Here is a 19,894-nt window from a genome sequence, read left to right as displayed (position 1 = left end):
TCATTTGTTAGAATTGACGAGTTTTTTCATTATCATCGTCATCACTTACATTTGTGTAGTTATTTGGATTTGGTTGGGAAACTTTTACTGCTGCTTGTTGATCCAATTTTTTTCCAAAAACTTCACGTTCAAGATTTGACAAACGTTTCAAGATATCGAAATTCGTTACTGCTGTGCTCTTAGGTGTTTCAGTTTGTTGCACCCGTGTTGGAGTAGCTCCTTGAGTTTTTGATAATTGAGCGATTTTTGCGCTCAACTTATCATTTTCTTCTTGTAAAGCAAGGAGTTCTTTGCTGTAAGTTTCATAATCTTTGATAATATTGTCTAAGAATTCATCGACTTCAATGGGGTCATATCCACGCATTTTTGTTTTAAATTCTTGTTGTAAAATGTCTTTAGGACTATAAACCAAGTTCGCCATATTTACACCTCTAGTTCTCATTTACATAATAACATTTCTACTTTCTCATTGTATCGGAAAAATATTGATAAATCAAACACTATCTCATTTATTCACTGAAATTTTGTAAATCGTCCATACTGATCAAGCGAATTTCATAGGGATGTTCTTCTTGATATTTTTCTGCATCCTTTAAAAAATACTGGGTTTTCCCAGGAAATTCTTCATCATAAATCAATAGACAACCATCTGTGTGTTCAAGAAGAAAACGGGTGTGATTTCTTAATTGACTCGGCGATTGGTAGCGCTGATGACTTACAGCTTCAACATAGTCAGAAAGTTGTTCTGCTAGTCTTTTCTTCTCTTGATTGTTCTCATTCCAATTGCTACCGAATGCCATGAAAGGATAAATGATCCCTAGATGCAACTCGGGGTAATCAAGTTTCAATTCTGCTACGATCTCCGTTGCCCACAATTCCACACCAAGGTTGCCACTTACAATGATCCATTCCAAGCCTTCTTCTGCTAATTGCTGGATCTCTCTTTTTAAGACTTTTTTAATAACTGACACTTTGGGATCATTTTCTTTAAATACACCAAGTTCAAAACTCCGATATCCCGAAAAGTAAATGACTTTTACACTATCCATCTCAGTTTCCTTTTCTTTCTCTCGCCTTTTTTGCTATAATATGGCCTAGGAGTGTGATTAAAATGGTTTTACGCTATCCGAATGGCCAACCATACCATAAGAATGCCTCTTTAGAAGAGAAAATTCAAGAAAAAAGAAAAGCACCGATAGAATTCGGCAATCGAGGTATGCGTTTTGAAGAAGCGATCAACGAAAGTAATGAGTATTACCTTGCGCGCCAAATAGCTGTTATCCATAAAAAACCAACACCAATACAAATCGTTAAAGTAGATTATCCTCGACGTAGCGCCGCTGTTATTAAGGAAGCATATTTCACCCAAGCTTCCACAACAGATTATAACGGTGTATATCGAGGTTTCTATTTGGATTTTGAAGCAAAAGAAACGAAGAATAAAACTTCTTTTCCATTTAAAAACTTTCATGTGCATCAAATCAGCCATATGGAAGCTTGTCTGCATCAAAATGGGATTTGTTTTGTCTTATTATGGTTTTCATCTTTGAAACGCTGCTTTTATTTAAATAGTACACACCTGATCAACTATTGGCATGCACAAAAGGAAAACGGCAGGAAATCTCTGCCGCTCTCTTTGATAGAAAATTTGGGGATCGAGATCCAAACTGGCTTTTCGCCACGTATCCCTTATTTAGATGCAGTCGATCAGTATCTCTCAACACTAACTATTGAAGGAGAACACAAGAATGGCAAATGAACAAACTAGAACTTCCAGACGCAACAGTACCCCTTCTTCTAAAAAAGGACCGAAGAAGTCTGGAAAAAAAACTAGGAAAAATACGAAAAGCCTGATTACACGAATATTTCTGATCGTGCTGTCACTAGCATGCGTAGCATTTTTAGCGGGAGTCGGACTTTTCTGGTTCTACGCAAAGGATGCACCTGCATTGACTGACAATGCGTTAGACGCCACCGTCTCTTCTAAACTTTATACCCAAGATGGTGAACTGTTCGAAGACCTAGGTGCAGAAAAACGCGAAAAGATTTCTGCAAATGAATTACCAAAGACGCTAGAAAATGCAATCGTTTCTGTCGAAGACCGAAGATTTTATAAACATATCGGGATCGACCCTGTACGGATCATTGGTTCTGCTGTCTCAAACTTTACTTCTGGCGGACTGCAAGGAGGAAGTACTTTGACACAACAATTGATCAAACTTTCTTACTTCTCGACAAACGCTTCTGACCAAACATTAAAAAGAAAAGCACAAGAAGCTTGGATGGCTGTGAGGTTAGAACAGAAAAAATCAAAACAAGAAATATTGACTTATTATGTGAACAAAGTATATATGTCAAATGGACTATACGGCATGGAAACTGCCTCAGAGATGTATTTTGGTAAGAAGCTAGGCGATTTATCTTTGCCACAAACTGCGTTATTGGCTGGAATGCCGCAAGCACCATCTGCTTATGACCCTTATCAGTATCCTGAACAAGCAAAGAAGCGTCGTGATACTGTTTTGTACACGATGTTGCAAAATGACAAGATTTCTCAAAGCGATTATGACAATGCGGTCAATACACCGATAAATGAAGGTCTCCAAGAATTGAAAAAAGAGGCAGATAATTCAAAAATCGTTGATAACTACGTAAAAGAAGTCATTAATGAGGTCCAAGAAAAAACGGATAAGAATGTCTATACTGACGGTCTAGATATCTATACGAATTTAGATTTAGATGCACAAAAACAACTTTATAACATTGTGAATACGGATGAATACGTCAATTACCCGGACGACAAAATGCAAGTTGCATCGACACTGATCGATACTAAAACCGGAGAAGTGAAAGCACAGATCGGTGGCCGCCATGTTGCAGATGACGTGACTCTAGGAATGAATCTAGCAGTGAATACTTCACGCGATTTCGGTTCTACAATGAAACCTGTCACTGATTACGGCCCTGCATTCGAGTATTTAAAATACTCAACTGGAAAAATGATTACTGATGCTCCTTATAACTACGAAGGAACTTCGACTCCTGTTGGTAACTGGGATAACAGCTATCTAGGTACGATCACATTAAGACAAGCATTATATCTTTCTAGAAACGTCCCTGCCGTAAAACTATTTAATGAAGTCGGCTCTGATAAAGTAAGCTCATTCTTGAAGGATCTGGGCATCGAGTACAGTACGATCCATCAGTCAAATGCAATCTCAAGCAACACAGAAAAACAAGATGGGACAAAATATGGTGCATCATCACTGAAAATGGCTGCTGCCTACGCTGCTTTTGCCAACGGCGGAACCTATTATAAACCACAATATGTCAATAAGATCGTCTTCCAAGATGGTACTGAACAAACGTATGAACCTGAAGGAAAAACTGCCATGTCACCAGAAACTGCCTATATGGTCACTGATATCCTAAAAGATACGATCACAAAAGGAACTGGATCGAATGCACTCATCCCTGGACTTTTCCAAGCTGGAAAAACTGGGACATCTAACTATACAGATGAGGAATATGCAAAAATAGGTCTTTCGAGCGGCGTGTATCCTGATATTTTATTTGCCGGCTACACACCAAATTATGCGATCTCTGTTTGGACTGGATACAACGAGAAGCTAACGCCTGTAACATCCGAATCTTCTCATGTGGCTTCAGATGTTTATAGAGAATTGATGAAATATGTATCAGCAAATGTGACAAATGAAGATTGGGAAATGCCAAGTGGACTTGTTCGCTATGGTGGCGAGTTATACTATCGAGATCAAGTGAACAATACGCAAAGAAGAACCACACCGTCAAGTACCGTTCCATCTTCGACTGTTACAATACCAGAAAGTTCAACATCTTCTACTACTGAAAATACTACGACTCAAAGTTCAACAGAAAGCACGACATCCAGTCAGAGCTCTGAGTCATCAATTAGTAGTGAAACATCATCAAGTACTGCGCCTTCATCATCAAGCAGCACTCCACCGGCATCTAGCTCATCGGCTCCACAAGAGTCCTCTGAGTCAACGACGCCGTCAAGTAATGCGAATGAATCACTAGTTAGCGGCAGTTCAGCTGGATGATATGCTTAATAAAATCCAGGGATTCGCAAAATACAATGCGAATCCCTGGATTTTGCTCTACATATGAGTTAAGCAGACAGCATGATTTCAATAAGTCTGTTGCTACCGTTTATGCAAATCGAATGAGGTCGAGAAAAAAGTCGTTTCGATTTGAGGAATTGGAGAAAAAAGAGGCAGGGACAGAAGTGTTTAACTCCGAGAAACAAGAAGAAATTCACGAAAATTGCTTTTCAAATTTTTGTGAATTTCGACTTATTTCCGAATTCGTTCGATTTTTATTATTCGATCTTCATGACTTATCTTTATTATGCAACTTCATCCTATTTTTACCTTCTTGGCACATATCCAGTAGTGGACATACTTCACAACGCGGGTTTCTTGCCGTACAATGATACCTACCAAAAAAAATCAAGGTATGGTGTGTTTTCACCCACAAGTCTTCTGGTATTTTTCTCATGAGCGTTTCTTCTACTTCTAGTACCGAAGCGTTCAATTTACAGATTCTCAGACGTTTCGACACTCGTTCGACATGTGTATCGACAGCAATCGCTGGGATACCGAATGCATCCCCAAGGACAACATTGGCTGTTTTTCGCCCTACTCCAGGCAATGATACCAATGCTTCTCTAGTAGTTGGCACTTGACCGCCAAAGTTTTCGATCAATTGTTGTGCGCATGCTTTGATATTTTTTGCTTTGTTTCGATAAAGGCCGATCGTCTTGATTTTAGGAATGATTTCTTCAACCGAAGCAGCCGCTAAGTCTTCAGGCGTAGGAAATGCCTCAAACAGGGCAGGAGTTGCTTTATTTACAGAAACATCAGTGGCTTGAGCACTCAAGATGACTGCTATCAGTAATTCATAAGGGTTGCTATGTTGTAATTCACCATGAGCCTCAGGGAACATCTGATACATTTTTTCAATTGCTTCCATCGTTTTCTGCTTACTTAACATATTAGTCCTCCAACCAGTTTTTCAATGATACTTTGGGAAGCTCCTCTTCTTGTTGATTTGATGAGTCCACTTCCTTTTGCAAAAGCTGCTGCTTTCTTCTTTTTTGATCTTCCTCTACCTGCTGTTTTGTTTTGAGATTTTTACGCTCCCAAGACAACAAAATCCGATCTACATAATTGAAACTGTACGCCTGGTTCAAGACAGCTTCACGCAATGCTAGTTTGATGATCTCCGGTTGGTAATGATCTTCTTCAAGCCATTGACCGATCCGCTGAAATTCTATCGCAGACAGAGGCCGCCCAAACTCTTGTTCAAACATCTGATAAACAGACTGGACTTCTTTCTCCTGACTCATATCTTCTAGTTTTCGACTTTGTTTTTCCAAAAAATCTCCCAGAACATCATATATCGGATAAAGGTCATAGCGATCCACTTTCTTTCCATCGATCGTTTCTGTTTTGATATTTATAAAGCCATTGCTGACTAATCGATTCAATAGTTGATAAATACGGTCTTGCTTGACACCCATGTTTAGAGCAATTATCTGCAAATCTGGAAATGAATCACCTTCTAGCTGTGCCATGTGTATCTGCAATATAAATAAAAATTCTTCTGACTGAAGTCCAATCCGATGATAATTTTTTAGCAATAAATTCGATATAATCGTTTGACCTGATTTTAAATAATTTTCTAAGTTCAACATGGTTTTTCCTCCGCTTCATTCTCAGTATACGTAAAAAAATTAAATGAAGCAAGTGACCATTCCCTTGGTTAATGAGGTTTATTTTTTTGTTTTTATTTTGCACCTTTTCACTTTTCGGAATAAATGTAATGGATTTGGTGTTCCGATTTCTATAAAAATTGACCTGTCTATTTCAAATTTTTTTGAAATAGACAGGTCAATCGATTACTTAGCTATAGCTAAAAGCATTACTTTTAAAAATCTTCTTCCGTTTGTAAAATATAGGGTTCGCCTTCGTAAGTATATTCTGTGTTCAGCGTTCCATCATTTTCATCTGAATAGATACGGCGAGAAAATGGGAAGCGGTGAGATACGCCATCCTTTGCTTCTTCTGCAGGCATCTCATAATAATCTTCTTGTGTCTGATTCAATTGGCTGATTATCTTATCCGCTAGCAACTCAATCGTCACATCTTTTTGCGCCGCTAATTGTTGATAATCCTCCATAAATGCCTCTTGTTGTACAAAATATTCTTTTTCCATCTTACTATTCCTCCCCATCAATCATTCTTGACGATCCATGTTCATTTATCCATGAGTTGTCTTTCTCTACTTATTTTGGCAGAAAATCCTTTAGAAAACAACTAATTCGTCACACTCCCCTGATTTTAAAAAAGGGCAAAAAAGCAAAGTAGAATCTTTGCTTTTTTGCCTTTATCATTAACTAAAACGAAAAAATACACAGGTGCCTTCTAACTATTGTGCTGTTTCAATTTCGCCAAGAGCTGCTTGAGCTAATAAGTTCAAGTAGTTCCAAGGGCGATCAAAATGTGGTTGGAAGAAAAAGTCAGAAAGTGCTAGATCTTCGACGGTCATTTTATTTTGAACAGCTAACGACATCGTATTCGCAGATTGCGTAATATCGTATTTAGACATAAATTGAGCGCCAACGATACGGTTCGTTCCTTTTTCATAAACTAATTCCATCATGACTTTTTCAGTCGTTGGCATAAACTCAGGACGATAATTGTCTTCAAAGACAGTTGCTTCTACATCAAGATTATTCATAGGTGCACTTTCTTTTGTCACACCTGTTGAACCAATCGTCCACCCAAACAAATAAAGTCCAGACGTACCTTGTGTACCACAATAAGCCATTTTATGTTCCGTCAGATTATTTCCTACAAGCAAACCTTGACGTACTGCATTCGTAGCAAGAGGAATATAGTTTTGTGTTCCACTTGGATTGTAATTGACTACCGCAGAGTCTCCAGCCGCGAAAATATCTGGGTCACTCGTTTGCATGTACTCGTTCACTTTGATGGCACCATTTGGCAATGTATCTACTTTACCCTTGATCAGAGTAGTATTCGGTCTAAACCCAACACATAGAATAACCATATCTGCATCAAATGTTTCTTTTGGAGTTGCAACTTGTTTCACTTTACCGTTGTCATCTGCAATAAATTCGGAAACATTTTCTCCCAAGGCTAATGTGACGCCACGATCGACAAGTTCTTTTTCAAGGATGTCTGTGAATGGTTTATCAAGGTATTTGTTAAGAATACGATCAAGTCCATCGATCAACGTCACTTGTTTACCTGATTCAACAAATGCTTCAACTAATTCGATCCCGATGTAGCCTCCACCTACGATCACTACGCGTTTTGCTTCTTCAGCCTTGGCAATGATCTCATTCGCTTGATTATAATTTTTACATAACAGAATGTTTTCTGATTCAATTCCTTTGATTGGTGGAATGATTGGCCATGAACCTGTAGTCATGACTAATTTATCGTAAGAAACGGTTTCAACTTCTCCCGTATTCAAATCTTTCGCTGTCACTTTTTTATTTTCAGTGTCTACATCAGTGACATCATGTTCCATTTTTACAGTTGCCCCTAAAGAATGAAGCTCTTCAGGATTAGAATAGAATAAACCGGCTGGGTCTTTTACTACACCACCAACATATAATGCGATCCCACAGGATAAAAATGAAACATTGTCATTTCGCTCATATACCGTAACATCTGCTTCTGGATGATTTTTTAAGATACTTTTTACGGCTGCTGTCCCTGCATGTGTGCAACCAATTACTACAACTTTCATATGTGAATCCCTCCGATTAACGTTTTGTCCTTTGACAAGCTCCACTATATCAAAAATAAAACGGATACAACAATTTAATGCTTGTGAATTCACAAGGATAAGCTTGTTGTATTTCAAGCATTCATTTGGGAAAACGCCTATTTAACAGCCTTATATATGTGAATGAACACACAATAATCCTTTTGTTTGTGAATGATTAAGAAAAAAATAAAAAAAGCTAGTGATTTTTTTGTCAAACTAGCTTTTTTAACCTGGTCCATTCATATTTGTTTACTATCCTAGACAATCCAAGATTACTCCCCTTTGCATTCTGGGCAAAGACCATATAATTCTAAACGATGTTCATTGATTTGAAAGTCAGTCAAACGACTCGCTGCCATTTCGATATCTTCCAATCCAGGATAATGGAAATCCACAATTTTTCCGCAGTTTTCACAGATGACATGATAATGCCGTTTTGAACTGAAATCGAATCGACTAGAGGCGTCCCCATATTTCATCTCTTGTACGAACCCGATTGAAGTAAACAATCTTAAATTGTTATATACAGTTGCTACACTCATATTTGGGAAACGATGTTCCAGAGCTCGATAAATTTCATCAGCTGTCGGATGTGAATGATGTTCAATCAGATACTCTAGCACTGCGTACCGCTGAGGTGTAATTCGTATATTTTCTTTTTTTAACTTACCTATTGCTTCTTCAACTATTTTGTTCTCCATTTTTTAAACACCCCAAAGTTGTTATTCTCGTCTTATCATACTATTTTTATTTTTTAAAATCTACTTTTTGTGAATAGAAATTTCAAAATACTTATGATATTGCGAAAAAAGGCGTAAATCAAGAATAGCTCTCTCTTTTTACGCCTTCAACTCTATTATTTTATCCTAAACACTTATTTAACATCAACTGTTTTTTCTATCAAAGTTCTTGATATAAGGGCGTAGACAAATAGTGTTCTCCATTATCAGGGACGATAGCCAGTACCTTTTTGCCTTCTCCTAATGATGCTGCTTCTTTGAGTGCCGCAGCAATCGCTGCTCCAGAAGAAATGCCGACTAAAATGCCTTCTTCTCTTCCAACACGTCTTGCAGTCTCCATTGCTTCATCTCCTGTGATACCGACTACTTTATCATAAACAGAAGTATCTAGTGTAGCAGGAACAAAACCTGTGCCAATTCCTTGGATTTTATGTGGTCCTGCTGCTTTTCCTTCTAAGATTGCAGATTCAGCAGGTTCGACTCCAACGATTTCAATTGATGGATATACTCGTTTTAACTCTCTACCTGCCCCAGTAATCGTTCCCCCTGTACCAATTCCAGCTACAAATGCATCCAGTCCATTGATGCCAAAAGCTTCTTGGATTTCATGACCTGTTGTTTTTTCATGGATTGCTGGATTCGCTGGGTTTTCAAATTGAAGTGGCATGAAATAGCCATGTTCTTCTGCTAAGCGTTTTGCTTCTTTGATCGACCCACTGATTGCTTCTGATCCTGGAGTCAAAATCAATTCTGCTCCATAGCCCTTCATCAATAACCGCCGTTCCATACTCATCGTTTCAGGCATGACAATAATCACCTTATACCCTTTAGCTACCCCTACCATGGCTAACCCAATACCAGTATTACCTGAGGTTGGTTCAATGATCGTATCTCCAGGTTTTAGTATTCCATCTTGTTCTGCTTTTTCAATCATACTTAATGCGATCCGGTCTTTCACACTGCCACCAGGATTAAAAAATTCAAGTTTCACATAAACTTCCGCTGATCCTTCAGGAACCATGTGATTTAGCTTGACGATCGGGGTTCTCCCAATCAACTCTGTAATTGAATGATATAATTGTGTCATGTGTATATTCCTCCTCATCTCGTCTTCTTCTTTATCATAATACAAATCAGAAGCTTCTGGCGAATAATTCGTCTTTCCTATTATAATACAAAAAAGCAAAGAAATATCATTTTAGACATTTATTTGCTTATGAATAATAAGTAAAGCTACACATTCAACTCTTGACCGACTAGTAAAGAATAGTTGGACATCGTCATGCCATTTTTGGCCATTAGATCATCAACAGACATTCCGTACTTTTGGGCGATATCCCATAAAGTATCACCTGAAACGACCGTATAGGTACCACTAGAAGATGCAGTTGATTTGCTGCTCGTTGTCGTCGTTGTGGTTGTACTTGTTGTCGTTGTAGTACTTGTTGAAGACGATGTTGATCCGGTAGATGGTGTATCAAAACGAGTTAAATTATACGTATTAATCAATGAGTTCAATTTTGTACCATAATCAGGATCAGTCGCGTATCTACCTGTCAAATAGGCAGTCGCATCATAGAAACTAGTCGTATTGCTTTTCCATACGCCAGAATAATGATAATCGCCAGTTGAAAAACTAGTCGAACGTAAAACATTCGCATGATCTTGGAAAGACTCCCAATAAGAAGAATACTTGCGGAAAGGTTCATTCATCGTTACCCATTGTCCATCAATATATTCTTGCGTAGCCATATAAACAACCTGCCCACCATAACTACCTTTTACACCGAATAGATTATAATTCGGGGCACTGGATAATCCTGAAGTTCCATAAGCACTTTCCAATAATGCTTGGGCTATCATTACAGAAGCGTACAAGTCATTACTTGCAGCCACTTCTGAAGCAGACCAACCAATTTGATTGATAAATGCTTGAGGATCAGTTGTATTTTGCGGCGCTTGTTCGTCTGCACGTACATGTTGTGGTGCTGCTGTAACCATCATTGGCCCAACGAGCAATGTCGTCCCTACTAAAGGAGCAATTGCCTTTTTATTGATCACCAAAGTTCTTTTACTTTTCTGGTGTCGGGCACTGCGGGTCTTCAGCTCTTGCATTCGAATTCCTCCTCAAAAAATAAAAAACTCTAAATAAAATTTTCTATCTTTAAACAAACTTAATTAATTAAATTATACTTTTAAATTTCAGGAAACTCAAACTAATCTTAAAAAATTTACTTTTTGTAATCTTTAAGTAATATTAGCGAAATAATCCGTAATATAAATCGATCGTAAAACAGAATACCGAACACCTTCTGTTGATGCGATAAGAAACAACTTAATCTAATTTGAAGCATTTGTCAAGTTTTCTAGTATTCGGCTCCCTTGATGAACAAAGTTTTCCTGTTTTTTGCCGTCTCCAATCACGCTGTTTTCATCATTTCTTGATTCTCACACTAGCCACCCTTGCTGATCATCTATTCGCACGTAAGAACAACTACATTGATGACTCTTTCCTTATGAACACAAAACGAGGCTGGGACAGATGCGTTTATTCGTTTTTAAAGAATGAGACATAAGTGTTTCTTGCTTTTGTCCCACGCGCTGCTCTTATTTCTTGAACTTTGACTTACTCTTTTCGTTTTTAGATTGATTTTCTGCAGCGAGCGCAATTAAAGAAGCACCTGATATATAGCAAAAAAATAGCCCAAATGCTTTAGGGCCAAGTATTTATAATACTTCAATACAGTATACTATATGACAGTAAAGATTAATGACGGTGACCTACCCATTGAAAGTGCGGTGGTGCGTATATGCGTACTTCCAAAATCTTACGAAGGGAGAAACCTTTTGTCTGCATACGAAATAATTCAGACCATTGCTTTGGTTAGTCTAGTTGTAAAGTTGCTTAAAAACGACAAAAAAGAAATAGCGATCACTTTAGTCGGAGACCTGCTATTTCTTTTTAAGATATACAGTTAACGGTCACCGTTCTTAAAACGGTATTGCCCAAGAAGATTGATTACTGTTAGTATTTTAAGGTTGATCCACCTGATTATTATCCCTCTGAACGCTTATTCCAATATCAGTTAATTTTTCTAATTCTTCTACGGTTAAATAAGCACCAATTTTTACAATTTCCCCATCAACGACCACAATCGGTAAACTTTCCAGATCTTTTGTTTCCAACAAAGAAAGAATTTTAGGATTACTAATAAAAGGCAAGATAGAGTCATTTAAAAAGTATAAATTCGTTTCTATCTGTTTACTTTTTGTCCGATTATAAAATTCCTTTAACATCGTATCCTCGTGTAATGATTGAAAAACAAAAAGTTTTTCATCATTGTTTCTATTTAAAGCATAGTAAGAAATGATCATCTTCCTATCGTCAATCCTCCCGCACTACAAGAAACTGTTCCTACACCAAATGTGTTATATACTTGCATAGCTAATTTTACACTGTAATATTGTCTCTTTCCAGTAAACGTAAAGTACATTCCTCCACTATAACCATAAGCATTATTTAGATTTACTGTTTGAGTATAGGATGTTGCACTACCTAAACTCAAGCGATTAGAAATACGATACATCGCCGAATTAGGACTTGTTATAATATATTCTGTCCGTCCTTGAGTATTATTAACTCTTTTAGTTGAAGCAGTCAACCACAATACATTTGCAGAAAATCTTGCTCTCGGATCTTTAGGCTCTATATTTTGTGTGTAAAAAATATCTTCCTCCTCGAATCCTTTAGATTTGAAGTAACTTTGTTCTTCTGCTGTTAATTGATCAAAGGTCTTCGCTACTTCACCTGTTTGTTCGACAGCCACGCTTGCTTCAACCGTATTTTCAGAAATTCCAACTCCAAGAAAAACAAACATCGAAATAAAAAACGCACTAAATAATTTTTTCATCGTTTTTACTCCCTACTTTTTTAATTTAATTACCAAGAAAACGTTTTCCTATTTTTGAATATACACTACACATTATAAATTTAATAATGTTATTTTTAAATTAGTCGTTGTTTTTAGTGTCATTTTTGAAACGTCTTAGGCATTTATTTTTAAATATATCTATAAAACGCTATTAATTAATATTCAAGATTGACTATAAGATAACATATCCTTTCAAAAATACGGTTTCTAGTTTAGGTAATAAACAAGCATTCATTTTTATTGCATGTTATCTTAATTTTTACGACTTCACCTTCTTTGTACTATCTCTTGTCTATTTTTTGTCTCACGGTTATCTGTAAGTCCATATAGATAGTCGATACTCACTTTATAAAAATCAGATAATATAACTAAACGGTTACTAGTGGGAAACTGTCTTCCGTTCTCCCTAAAAAAAACATACTTCCTAAACCTGTAATTCCACCTAAATCTTTTAGACGTTTGATTTTGTTTGGATTTATTACGAACTCATCGACCGCATTATTTGAATTTTCTCCGGTATGTCCTTCCTCATTACTTCGTTTGTTTCACTTGTTTATCTGTACCGATAAATTTTGATAATTCATTTGCTGTCTCATCATCTGTGCGCATGATCAAAAAAATAGTTAAATTTCCTAGTATTTGCTTGGATAATTCTTTGGAAACTTTGGTTACATCCACGATTACTTGCATAACTACTATCGTTTTTACATTGAATGCTCTCGCTCGGTTAAACAGCCCCTCAAAAGTTTCTTCAATATGGTATTCTTGAACGATTTTCACTTTGAATTCGAAACTGTATTTTGCCATAAAAATAGCGACTCCCAAAAGTTAGACCAAAAATCCAACTTTAGGGGTCGCTTCAATTTCAATAAAAATGTGTTTTTTTGTAATTCTGTATTAACGAATGATCATCAGTATCTATATAAAATGAGACTGCTGAAAACTTTGCCAAATATATGGCCTATTAATTTACAATTCTTTGTAGTCAGTCACTATTCACTAGTTTAGCAATAGGATGAAAATGCTGATTTAAAGCCATTTATGACCCTACTTTTGCTATCTTGCCTTGCTCGATATAAACAAGAACTATTTTCTAGCCAAATATATCACAGCGTTTTTTATAATTGTTCAAATGTACGAACGACATTTTCAACAGTGAAGCCAAATTCTTCAAGAATTTTATTTCCTGGAGCAGACGCACCAAAATGATCGATCGTGATCGTTGTTCCTTCTGTGCCGACATAACGTTCCCAACCAAAGGAAGCAGCAGCTTCAATTGCTACGCGTTTCTTGACATTTTTTGGCAAGACACTTTCTTTGTATTCCGCTGATTGTTTTTCAAAAAGATCAAAACTTGGCATTGAAACAACAGAGACATCTTTGCCAGCTTCAGCAAGTTCTTTTTGTGCTTTCACAGCCAAATCTACTTCAGAACCAGTAGCAATCAAGATACCTTCAGGGGTTTCTCCTTTTGCTGGTGATAACACGTATGCACCTTTTTTGACCATTGTATCCGCAACTTCTTTTGTCGTTGGAAGTACAGGTAAGTTTTGGCGACTCAATACTAAGATCGTTGGTGTATCCGTTGATTCCATTGCGACTTTCCAAGCTGCACGAGTTTCATTTCCATCAGCTGGGCGAATCACGTGAACCCCTGGCATACATCTTACAGATGCCAATTGTTCGATTGGTTCGTGGGTTGGTCCATCTTCACCAACAGCAACTGAATCATGTGTCAACACATAAATTACCGGTGTATTTTGGATAGCTGCTAAACGAACGGCTGGACGCAAGTAATCAACGAATACGAAGAATGTACCCCCATAGATACGTGTGCCTCCATGTAATTGGATACCATTCATCGCCGATGCCATTGCAAATTCACGTACACCAAACCAGATGTTACGTCCTTCATAGTGTTCAGGAGTGAAATCTTTGTCTGCTACGACCATCGTATTGTTTGAACCAGATAGATCAGCAGAACCGCCCCAGAAGCTTGGTACTGCTTTAGAAAGCTCTTGAATCACTTCTTTACTTGATACACGACTTGCTTGACTGCTACCTTCATCATAAGATGGTAATTCAGCATCCCAGTTTTCAGGCAACTTCCCAGCAAACGCATCTTCAAATTGTTGAGCTAATTCAGGGTACGCATGTTTATAGTTCTTGAACATTTCATGCCAAGCAGCTTCTGCTTTTTGGCCTTCCTCCACCATTGTTTGGTGGAAACGAGCAGCTACTTCTTCAGGAACTGTAAAGTCTGGATATTCCCAACCATAGACGCCTTTTGCCATCTTGATTCCTTCATCACCGATTGGCGCTCCGTGAACTGCTGAAGTACCTTCTTTCGGTGATCCATACCCGATCACTGTTTTTACTTCGATCAATGTCGGTTTGTCTGTCTCTGCTTTAGCAGCTTCGATTGCTTTAGAGATTGCTTCAAGATCATTGCCATCTTTGACTAAAATATGTTGCCAGCCATATGCTTCATAGCGAGCTCCTACATTTTCCGTGAAGGCTTTTGACGTTGGGCCATCTAAAGAAATATCATTTGAATCATACAAAACAATCAATTTTCCTAATTTCATGTGACCAGCCATTGAGCTAGCTTCTTGAGAAACACCCTCCATCAAATCGCCGTCCCCACAGATAGCATAGGTGTGATGATCCACGATGTTGAAGTTTTCTCTGTTATATGTTGCTGCTAAGTGTGCCTCTGCCATTGCCATCCCTACAGCCATCGCAATACCTTGACCTAATGGACCAGTAGTTGCTTCGACACCGTCTGTATGGTTAACTTCAGGATGTCCTGGTGTTTTTGAATCCCATTGACGAAATTGTTTTAAATCATCAATCGAAACTTGATAACCAGCCAGATGCAATAAGCTATACAACATCGCAGAACCATGACCAGCTGATAATACGAATCGATCACGATCCGCCCAGTTTTTAGAAGTAGTCGGATTTACTTTCAAATGTTTTGTCCATAGTGCATACGCCATTGGTGCTGCCCCCATTGGTAGCCCCGGATGTCCAGAATTTGCCTTTTGAACTGCTTCAATACTTAATGTACGAATCGTGTTTACGCCAAGTTGGTCGATTTTGTCAAACAAAATAACCCCTCCTATTAATTTAGGTTTTTTTTACCTTTATTACTCACATACTATTTTATAAGATACCACTAGAAAAAGCAATGATTTTTAGTATTTTTTACTAAAAGTTGTTTTCCCGGTCGTGTAAGCCTTTTTTCTTCTGGATTTCTTTTAATTTATCTGGTGTGACATCATTTCCTTCAGGATCGACGATTTTCATTCCCTCAATATGATGTCTCATTCCCGAGCGAAAGGCACTTAAATACTCTTCTCTTAACTCTAATTGTTCTTTTCTTTCCGCTTCTGATAAGCCTTTTTCTTTCTTTATCCGAGCCAATTCGTTGATTCGCTCGATTTTTTCGGGTGATAGCATATGGAGACCTCCTTTTACTCTACTCCATATTATATAAAAAACGAAAAAAAAACAACTGGATAAACTAATATAAATACGAACATTTGTTTGAAACAAGACCTTTTATATGATATGATTTAGTTATTAATTGAAAGAAGGTGTACCTTGTGGCCCGACAAACTGAAACTAGACAAATCGAAGTCTTACGATATATCCATGAACAAGTGTCTCGAAAAGGTTATCCACCAACTGTAAGAGAGATTGGGGAAGCCGTTCAGCTTTCTTCTACCTCTACTGTACATGGCCATTTAGCAAGGCTTGAAAAAAAAGGCTTTATTCAAAGAGACCCAACAAAACCTCGTGCAATCGAATTGACAAAACAAGGATTGGCAAAAATCGGGGTTCGACCTTCCACGATTCCCGTACTTGGTGTGGTTACTGCTGGGGAGCCGATTTTAGCAGTCGAAGATGCTTCGGATTTTTTCCCTGTACCGCCTAATCTTTCTTCTGAAGAAGGAAGTTTGTTCATGTTAACGATCCGTGGCGAAAGTATGATCAATGCAGGTATTTTAGACGGAGACAACGTGATCGTCCGTAAACAAGAAACTGCACAAAACGGTGATATCGTCATTGCCATGACAGCAGAAGATGAAGCAACATGCAAACGGTTCTACAAGGAAAAAGACCACTTCCGCCTACAGCCAGAAAATGATTTATTAGAACCGATCATTTTGGATCAAGTATCCATTCTCGGCCGCGTAGTAGGTCTTTACCGCAGTCATATTTATTAGGATGCCATGAATTTTCAAAATAGATAAAAGCAATGAGCTGTGCCGTAAAAAGGTGTAGCTCATTTTTTAACTTCCCTCTTTACAAATCGAACAAAAGTTCGTATACTATAAATACGAACTTTTGTTCGCATAAACTAATGAGGTGAGAAATCATGAAATCAATGAGACGTCTTGGCTTGGTATTAATGGTATTATTCTTAGGTATTGTTATTGGTAACTTTGGTATTCGACCAGCACTTTTAGTGTTTGTTCCGTTATTTGCTTTGTGGTTCATGTTGTGGGATGAAAAGAAATACCGTCAGTCTGAACGACGTCGGCATCATGATGATCCCTTTTATCAAGAATCCTACTACAGTTCCAGGCATTTCTGATGAAGCAAGGAAGTGACTGTTTATTTCCAGCCCCCCTGTTAAAAGCCAGCGCGTTGGAACGCTGGCTTTTAACATATTCAAATAACACATATTTTATTGCCTCTTCGTTAAGTCTTACCGTACCCGCATAATGCACCTATTCTTAAATATGGATGTTACAGATTTATATTTCAAGTTCGCATGTTTATCGAATCTCCTCGCCGCACTTTACCATTTAATATATTCAATAGCGCTCAAAATGTTTATTAAATGAAACATTTAGCAATAGATATGTCCGGTAGCATATATCTTTCAACTGTATCTATTTCCTATTGGCATACACTTTTACCACGCCAATGAAGTACTGCGTTTTGGTAATCTTTAAAGAGATGATCGATTTCTGCCTGTCGTTCGATCAACTTAAAATAGCCTTTCTTATAATAACTAACGAAGACACTAAGCGAAACTTTCATATAATCACCTTTAATCAACGCTGTACGTAATAAGTCTGGCTCTACTTGAGCAGTCGTCAATAATGCAGGTAATGAAATGATTTGTAAGGCTTCAAGGCTAACTTTTTTCTTTTCAATCTCCTCGACCGTCGTTTCTAAAAAATCGTCAACTAGTAGGCGCATTTCTGATTTGTTGAAGTTTGGCTGATACGCTGCATGCTCTACTAGTTTAGCACCTATCAACTGTGTCAATGCGTCATAATCAGAAATGTCTCAGTTACTCTCGCTAGGCTCATCAAATGCAAATAAGTAATCAGGCAGTATCCGTTCGAGTCCTATTTCCCATAATCTTTTAAAGGGAAGTTGCCCTTCTGCACTCATTTTCTCCACTGACAAGCGCCCATAGTGCTGATCATACGGACTGCGTTCAAGATGAGTTCTAAGGGAGCTGATAGAAAGTGTCGCAGGTCCTGGATCTGGAATAAAAGCAATTCGTTGGGCAATATGTCTTTCGATGGAAGTGCCAAGGACGTTTTCAAATACCCACTTCATCACAGTGGCTTCGGCATCTTTATCTGAAATTTTCTCCTTATTTTTCCCCCCATAAAGTTTCAATTGTTTTAAAATCATTTTAGCTAAAGGCTGGAACCTATCTGGACGAAGAGTCACTTCATCCATGTCTGGTATGAGCCATTTTCCTAAAGCAACCATTGTCGTTTCTCTTGATTTGTTCTTATTTGGTACGAGCTCCTTTTTTTGCAGGAACTGATTCATTTGAGTCATCAATTTTGGGGATTTCCATGGCGAATGTGATTTCTTAGCATGTCTTAGCTTAGTCTCTCCCTTTTCTTTACTCTTTTCTTCTAACAAGCTAAGATCCTCTAATGTCTCGTCCACCCAATTTTTAACGATCTCACTCGCTGTCTCTTCTGAGAGGACATCTTCTTTTTCGTTAAGAAGGACATTGGCAAATTGTTTGATTTTAGTCACATACATGGTTTCTGGTCTTGTTTCTTCATGTATCCCATCGTCAACAGGCTCTAGTTTCGGGTTCTCATTTTCGTGTAATAACCAATGCATCACCTCTTTAAACAGTTTATGAGGGTTATCTTTCTCACAAACAATTCCTTTTTCAGCTAATAAAGAGATGATTTTTTCACGTTGCCTCTCTTTTTGTTGAGGATCAAGGAGCAAATGTCTTTCTTCCTTTGAATCACTCGTGTGATTAGTTGCTCGTTGAATCCCATTTTCACGAAGAAAAATATCGATTTTTTGGTTGACATCAATCGTTTCAACTGGCTCCCTCGTTCCATTTCCTCTTTGTTCTCCTGCCATAAGTCCATTGAATTCTCTGAAGTGGTAACCTGCCTGCATATTATTGTTTTCCCATTGCAATAACAAGAGCCGTGCCTGAATAGGAGACAGCTCTCCAATAGTTACTCCGTACTCTTTGCAAAGCAATTCACCGACTTGACGCTGTCTTTGGATAATACAATTGTAATTTTCTCCCGCAAGAATCCATTCTTGCAGCGTTCGCGCAAGTTCGTTTGGCAATTGGATATTTTTCGAAAAGTTTTGTTCATTAAGAAACTGCAAAACCGCTTCATTCACTGACATTGTTTTTTCGCGCGCCTTAAATAAAGCTTCATCATAATAAATAGGTGAAAGGGGGTGATTTTTAGGTATTTTTTCTGGCAAATCATTGATAAACGTCACGTATAGTTGATCACTTTCTTTTTTATACTGACTAAAAGAAGTGACCAGTATGCTTTCTGATTCAGAAAGATCATGTTGAACTGTTTCATCAGTGATTTCTTTATATGTATAATCTTCTAGCAATGTGTTAGCTTGCCATTGGAGGAAAAGGTTCTGTGAGCTGCTAGTAGATACAAATTCACCCCATCTCACGTTTTCTACTCCATAATGTTTAAGGATAAGGTATGTCAAGAATTGTTTTCTTTCTAACTTATCTAAATCCTTATTTCCAATCCATTTTTGAGCAATGTCTAGTAGTTCCACATCCGGAGTTGTGTCATTCGCTATTTTTTCTTTTATGAAAAATTCTTTAAGCTTTTTATTTACGTTCCTTGTTTCATTTTTTTTCTGAAAAAGGTCGTGATCATAAAAGAATATCGGCAAAGGTTCTTGATAACGACTCGAAGGAATCCGATTATTTACGATGATTTCATTGATTTCATGGACTTGTTTTGTCTCAAGGTCAATGCTTGGAGATACTGTCCTATCAGCTTGTTCGTCTATTGAAGTTGCTTCAGTTGGTATCGATGGCACGGAAAGTGGCTTTGCTTCAGCACCGAGGGTTGGAATCATTCTTTGGAC

The 19,894-nt window shown here is 37.7% G+C and carries 20 protein-coding genes and 1 pseudogene; 5 read left to right on the top strand and 16 right to left on the bottom strand.

What is annotated here, in order from left to right; genetic code table 11:
- Positions 1-7: 7 nt before the first annotated feature.
- Positions 8-421, bottom strand: coding sequence for a cell division regulator GpsB (gpsB, locus tag IGI47_RS07450; RefSeq protein ID WP_311929950.1), 414 nt, complete (start codon positions 419-421; stop codon positions 8-10).
- A gap of 88 nt (positions 422-509) precedes the next feature.
- The gene (locus tag IGI47_RS07445; RefSeq protein ID WP_438783809.1) at positions 510-1,049 is read right to left on the bottom strand and encodes a DUF1273 domain-containing protein; all 540 of its coding nucleotides are present in this window, start codon (positions 1,047-1,049) and stop codon (positions 510-512) included.
- Between the two features lie 62 nt (positions 1,050-1,111).
- On the opposite strand from IGI47_RS07445, the gene recU reads away from it, so the two are divergent.
- Together recU and IGI47_RS07435 are read left to right on the top strand one after the other, a co-directional pair.
- Entirely contained in the window at positions 1,112-1,759 is a 648-nt protein-coding gene (gene recU, locus IGI47_RS07440) for a Holliday junction resolvase RecU (RefSeq protein WP_438783808.1), read from the top strand.
- Entirely contained in the window at positions 1,749-4,085 is a 2,337-nt protein-coding gene (locus IGI47_RS07435) for a PBP1A family penicillin-binding protein (protein WP_438783806.1), read from the top strand. The genes recU and IGI47_RS07435 overlap by 11 nt, the downstream gene beginning before the upstream one ends.
- 289 nt (positions 4,086-4,374) lie before the next feature.
- Here IGI47_RS07435 and nth read toward each other — a convergent pair whose 3' ends face one another.
- From nth to IGI47_RS07400, 7 genes are all read right to left on the bottom strand, one after another.
- The gene (nth, locus tag IGI47_RS07430; RefSeq protein ID WP_104661411.1) at positions 4,375-5,037 is read right to left on the bottom strand and encodes an endonuclease III; all 663 of its coding nucleotides are present in this window, start codon (positions 5,035-5,037) and stop codon (positions 4,375-4,377) included.
- Between the two features lies 1 nt (position 5,038).
- Positions 5,039-5,740, bottom strand: coding sequence for a DnaD domain protein (locus IGI47_RS07425; protein WP_311929946.1), 702 nt, complete (start codon positions 5,738-5,740; stop codon positions 5,039-5,041).
- Positions 5,741-5,973: 233 nt separating this feature from the next.
- Positions 5,974-6,261, bottom strand: a complete 288-nt coding sequence (locus IGI47_RS07420) for a DUF5960 family protein (protein WP_311929945.1) — start codon at positions 6,259-6,261, stop codon at positions 5,974-5,976.
- Positions 6,262-6,474: 213 nt separating this feature from the next.
- Positions 6,475-7,827, bottom strand: a complete 1,353-nt coding sequence (locus tag IGI47_RS07415; protein ID WP_438783804.1) for an NADH oxidase — start codon at positions 7,825-7,827, stop codon at positions 6,475-6,477.
- A gap of 293 nt (positions 7,828-8,120) precedes the next feature.
- Positions 8,121-8,549, bottom strand: a complete 429-nt coding sequence (locus IGI47_RS07410) for a Fur family transcriptional regulator (protein ID WP_311929944.1) — start codon at positions 8,547-8,549, stop codon at positions 8,121-8,123.
- 199 nt (positions 8,550-8,748) lie between these two features.
- A complete protein-coding gene (gene cysK / locus IGI47_RS07405; protein ID WP_438783803.1) occupies positions 8,749-9,675 on the bottom strand; it encodes a cysteine synthase A in 927 nt (308 codons plus the stop codon).
- 146 nt (positions 9,676-9,821) lie between these two features.
- Positions 9,822-10,703, bottom strand: a complete 882-nt coding sequence (locus tag IGI47_RS07400; protein ID WP_311929942.1) for a glucosaminidase domain-containing protein — start codon at positions 10,701-10,703, stop codon at positions 9,822-9,824.
- A gap of 693 nt (positions 10,704-11,396) precedes the next feature.
- Here IGI47_RS07400 and IGI47_RS07395 point away from each other — a divergent pair.
- Positions 11,397-11,513: pseudogene (locus tag IGI47_RS07395) on the top strand (type I toxin-antitoxin system toxin); the annotation flags it as partial.
- Between the two features lie 108 nt (positions 11,514-11,621).
- On the opposite strand, the gene IGI47_RS07390 reads toward IGI47_RS07395, so the two are convergent.
- From IGI47_RS07390 to IGI47_RS07370, 5 genes are all read right to left on the bottom strand, one after another.
- Positions 11,622-11,963, bottom strand: coding sequence for an arsenic metallochaperone ArsD family protein (locus tag IGI47_RS07390; protein WP_142421712.1), 342 nt, complete (start codon positions 11,961-11,963; stop codon positions 11,622-11,624).
- Positions 11,960-12,499 carry a hypothetical protein gene (locus tag IGI47_RS07385; protein ID WP_438783802.1) on the bottom strand — a complete coding sequence of 180 codons (540 nt, stop codon included), beginning with the start codon at positions 12,497-12,499 and terminating at the stop codon, positions 11,960-11,962. The genes IGI47_RS07390 and IGI47_RS07385 overlap by 4 nt, the downstream gene beginning before the upstream one ends.
- Positions 12,500-13,051: 552 nt before the next feature.
- Positions 13,052-13,327, bottom strand: a complete 276-nt coding sequence (locus IGI47_RS07380; RefSeq protein ID WP_438783801.1) for a TraM recognition domain-containing protein — start codon at positions 13,325-13,327, stop codon at positions 13,052-13,054.
- Positions 13,328-13,638: 311 nt separating this feature from the next.
- Positions 13,639-15,633 (bottom strand): transketolase, encoded by a 1,995-nt coding sequence (gene tkt / locus IGI47_RS07375; protein WP_438783800.1) that lies wholly within the window; start codon positions 15,631-15,633, stop codon positions 13,639-13,641.
- Positions 15,634-15,733: 100 nt separating this feature from the next.
- Entirely contained in the window at positions 15,734-15,985 is a 252-nt protein-coding gene (locus IGI47_RS07370) for a DUF896 family protein (RefSeq protein ID WP_311929938.1), read from the bottom strand.
- A gap of 146 nt (positions 15,986-16,131) precedes the next feature.
- Here IGI47_RS07370 and lexA point away from each other — a divergent pair, with 146 nt between their 5' ends.
- Both lexA and IGI47_RS07360 read left to right on the top strand, forming a co-directional pair.
- Positions 16,132-16,755 carry a transcriptional repressor LexA gene (lexA, locus tag IGI47_RS07365; protein WP_005875859.1) on the top strand — a complete coding sequence of 208 codons (624 nt, stop codon included), beginning with the start codon at positions 16,132-16,134 and terminating at the stop codon, positions 16,753-16,755.
- Between the two features lie 152 nt (positions 16,756-16,907).
- Positions 16,908-17,126 (top strand): hypothetical protein, encoded by a 219-nt coding sequence (locus tag IGI47_RS07360; RefSeq protein WP_311929937.1) that lies wholly within the window; start codon positions 16,908-16,910, stop codon positions 17,124-17,126.
- A gap of 308 nt (positions 17,127-17,434) precedes the next feature.
- Here IGI47_RS07360 and IGI47_RS07355 read toward each other — a convergent pair whose 3' ends face one another.
- Both IGI47_RS07355 and IGI47_RS07350 read right to left on the bottom strand, forming a co-directional pair.
- Positions 17,435-17,809 carry a hypothetical protein gene (locus IGI47_RS07355; RefSeq protein ID WP_438783798.1) on the bottom strand — a complete coding sequence of 125 codons (375 nt, stop codon included), beginning with the start codon at positions 17,807-17,809 and terminating at the stop codon, positions 17,435-17,437.
- A gap of 21 nt (positions 17,810-17,830) precedes the next feature.
- Positions 17,831-19,885: a QWxxN domain gene (locus IGI47_RS07350; RefSeq protein WP_438783797.1), complete on the bottom strand. Its 2,055-nt coding sequence runs from the start codon at positions 19,883-19,885 to the stop codon at positions 17,831-17,833.
- Between the last annotated feature and the right edge of the window lie 9 nt (positions 19,886-19,894).

Origin of the sequence: Enterococcus sp. AZ191 (assembly GCF_051713845.1) — a bacterium.
GTDB lineage: Bacteria > Bacillota > Bacilli > Lactobacillales > Enterococcaceae > Enterococcus_B > Enterococcus_B durans.
The sequence above is the reverse complement of the archived record's forward strand: the minus strand, read 5'-3'. Positions and strand labels throughout refer to the sequence as shown.

Excerpts from the sequence above, each read along its gene's own strand:
- IGI47_RS07420 (WP_311929945.1), bottom strand. The coding sequence starts at position 6,261 with ATGGAAAAAGAATATTTTGTACAACAAGAGGCATTTATGGAGGATTAT.
- IGI47_RS07415 (WP_438783804.1), bottom strand. The coding sequence starts at position 7,827 with ATGAAAGTTGTAGTAATTGGTTGCACACATGCAGGGACAGCAGCCGTA.
- IGI47_RS07370 (WP_311929938.1), bottom strand. The coding sequence starts at position 15,985 with ATGCTATCACCCGAAAAAATCGAGCGAATCAACGAATTGGCTCGGATA.
- IGI47_RS07410 (WP_311929944.1), bottom strand. The coding sequence starts at position 8,549 with ATGGAGAACAAAATAGTTGAAGAAGCAATAGGTAAGTTAAAAAAAGAA.
- IGI47_RS07390 (WP_142421712.1), bottom strand. The coding sequence starts at position 11,963 with ATGATCATTTCTTACTATGCTTTAAATAGAAACAATGATGAAAAACTT.
- IGI47_RS07425 (WP_311929946.1), bottom strand. The coding sequence starts at position 5,740 with ATGTTGAACTTAGAAAATTATTTAAAATCAGGTCAAACGATTATATCG.
- IGI47_RS07435 (WP_438783806.1), top strand. The coding sequence starts at position 1,749 with ATGGCAAATGAACAAACTAGAACTTCCAGACGCAACAGTACCCCTTCT.
- cysK (WP_438783803.1), bottom strand. The coding sequence starts at position 9,675 with ATGACACAATTATATCATTCAATTACAGAGTTGATTGGGAGAACCCCG.
- IGI47_RS07360 (WP_311929937.1), top strand. The coding sequence starts at position 16,908 with ATGAAATCAATGAGACGTCTTGGCTTGGTATTAATGGTATTATTCTTA.
- nth (WP_104661411.1), bottom strand. The coding sequence starts at position 5,037 with ATGTTAAGTAAGCAGAAAACGATGGAAGCAATTGAAAAAATGTATCAG.
- IGI47_RS07385 (WP_438783802.1), bottom strand. The coding sequence starts at position 12,499 with ATGAAAAAATTATTTAGTGCGTTTTTTATTTCGATGTTTGTTTTTCTT.
- IGI47_RS07400 (WP_311929942.1), bottom strand. The coding sequence starts at position 10,703 with ATGCAAGAGCTGAAGACCCGCAGTGCCCGACACCAGAAAAGTAAAAGA.
- recU (WP_438783808.1), top strand. The coding sequence starts at position 1,112 with ATGGTTTTACGCTATCCGAATGGCCAACCATACCATAAGAATGCCTCT.
- IGI47_RS07445 (WP_438783809.1), bottom strand. The coding sequence starts at position 1,049 with ATGGATAGTGTAAAAGTCATTTACTTTTCGGGATATCGGAGTTTTGAA.
- IGI47_RS07350 (WP_438783797.1), bottom strand. The coding sequence starts at position 19,885 with ATGATTCCAACCCTCGGTGCTGAAGCAAAGCCACTTTCCGTGCCATCG.
- gpsB (WP_311929950.1), bottom strand. The coding sequence starts at position 421 with ATGGCGAACTTGGTTTATAGTCCTAAAGACATTTTACAACAAGAATTT.
- IGI47_RS07380 (WP_438783801.1), bottom strand. The coding sequence starts at position 13,327 with ATGGCAAAATACAGTTTCGAATTCAAAGTGAAAATCGTTCAAGAATAC.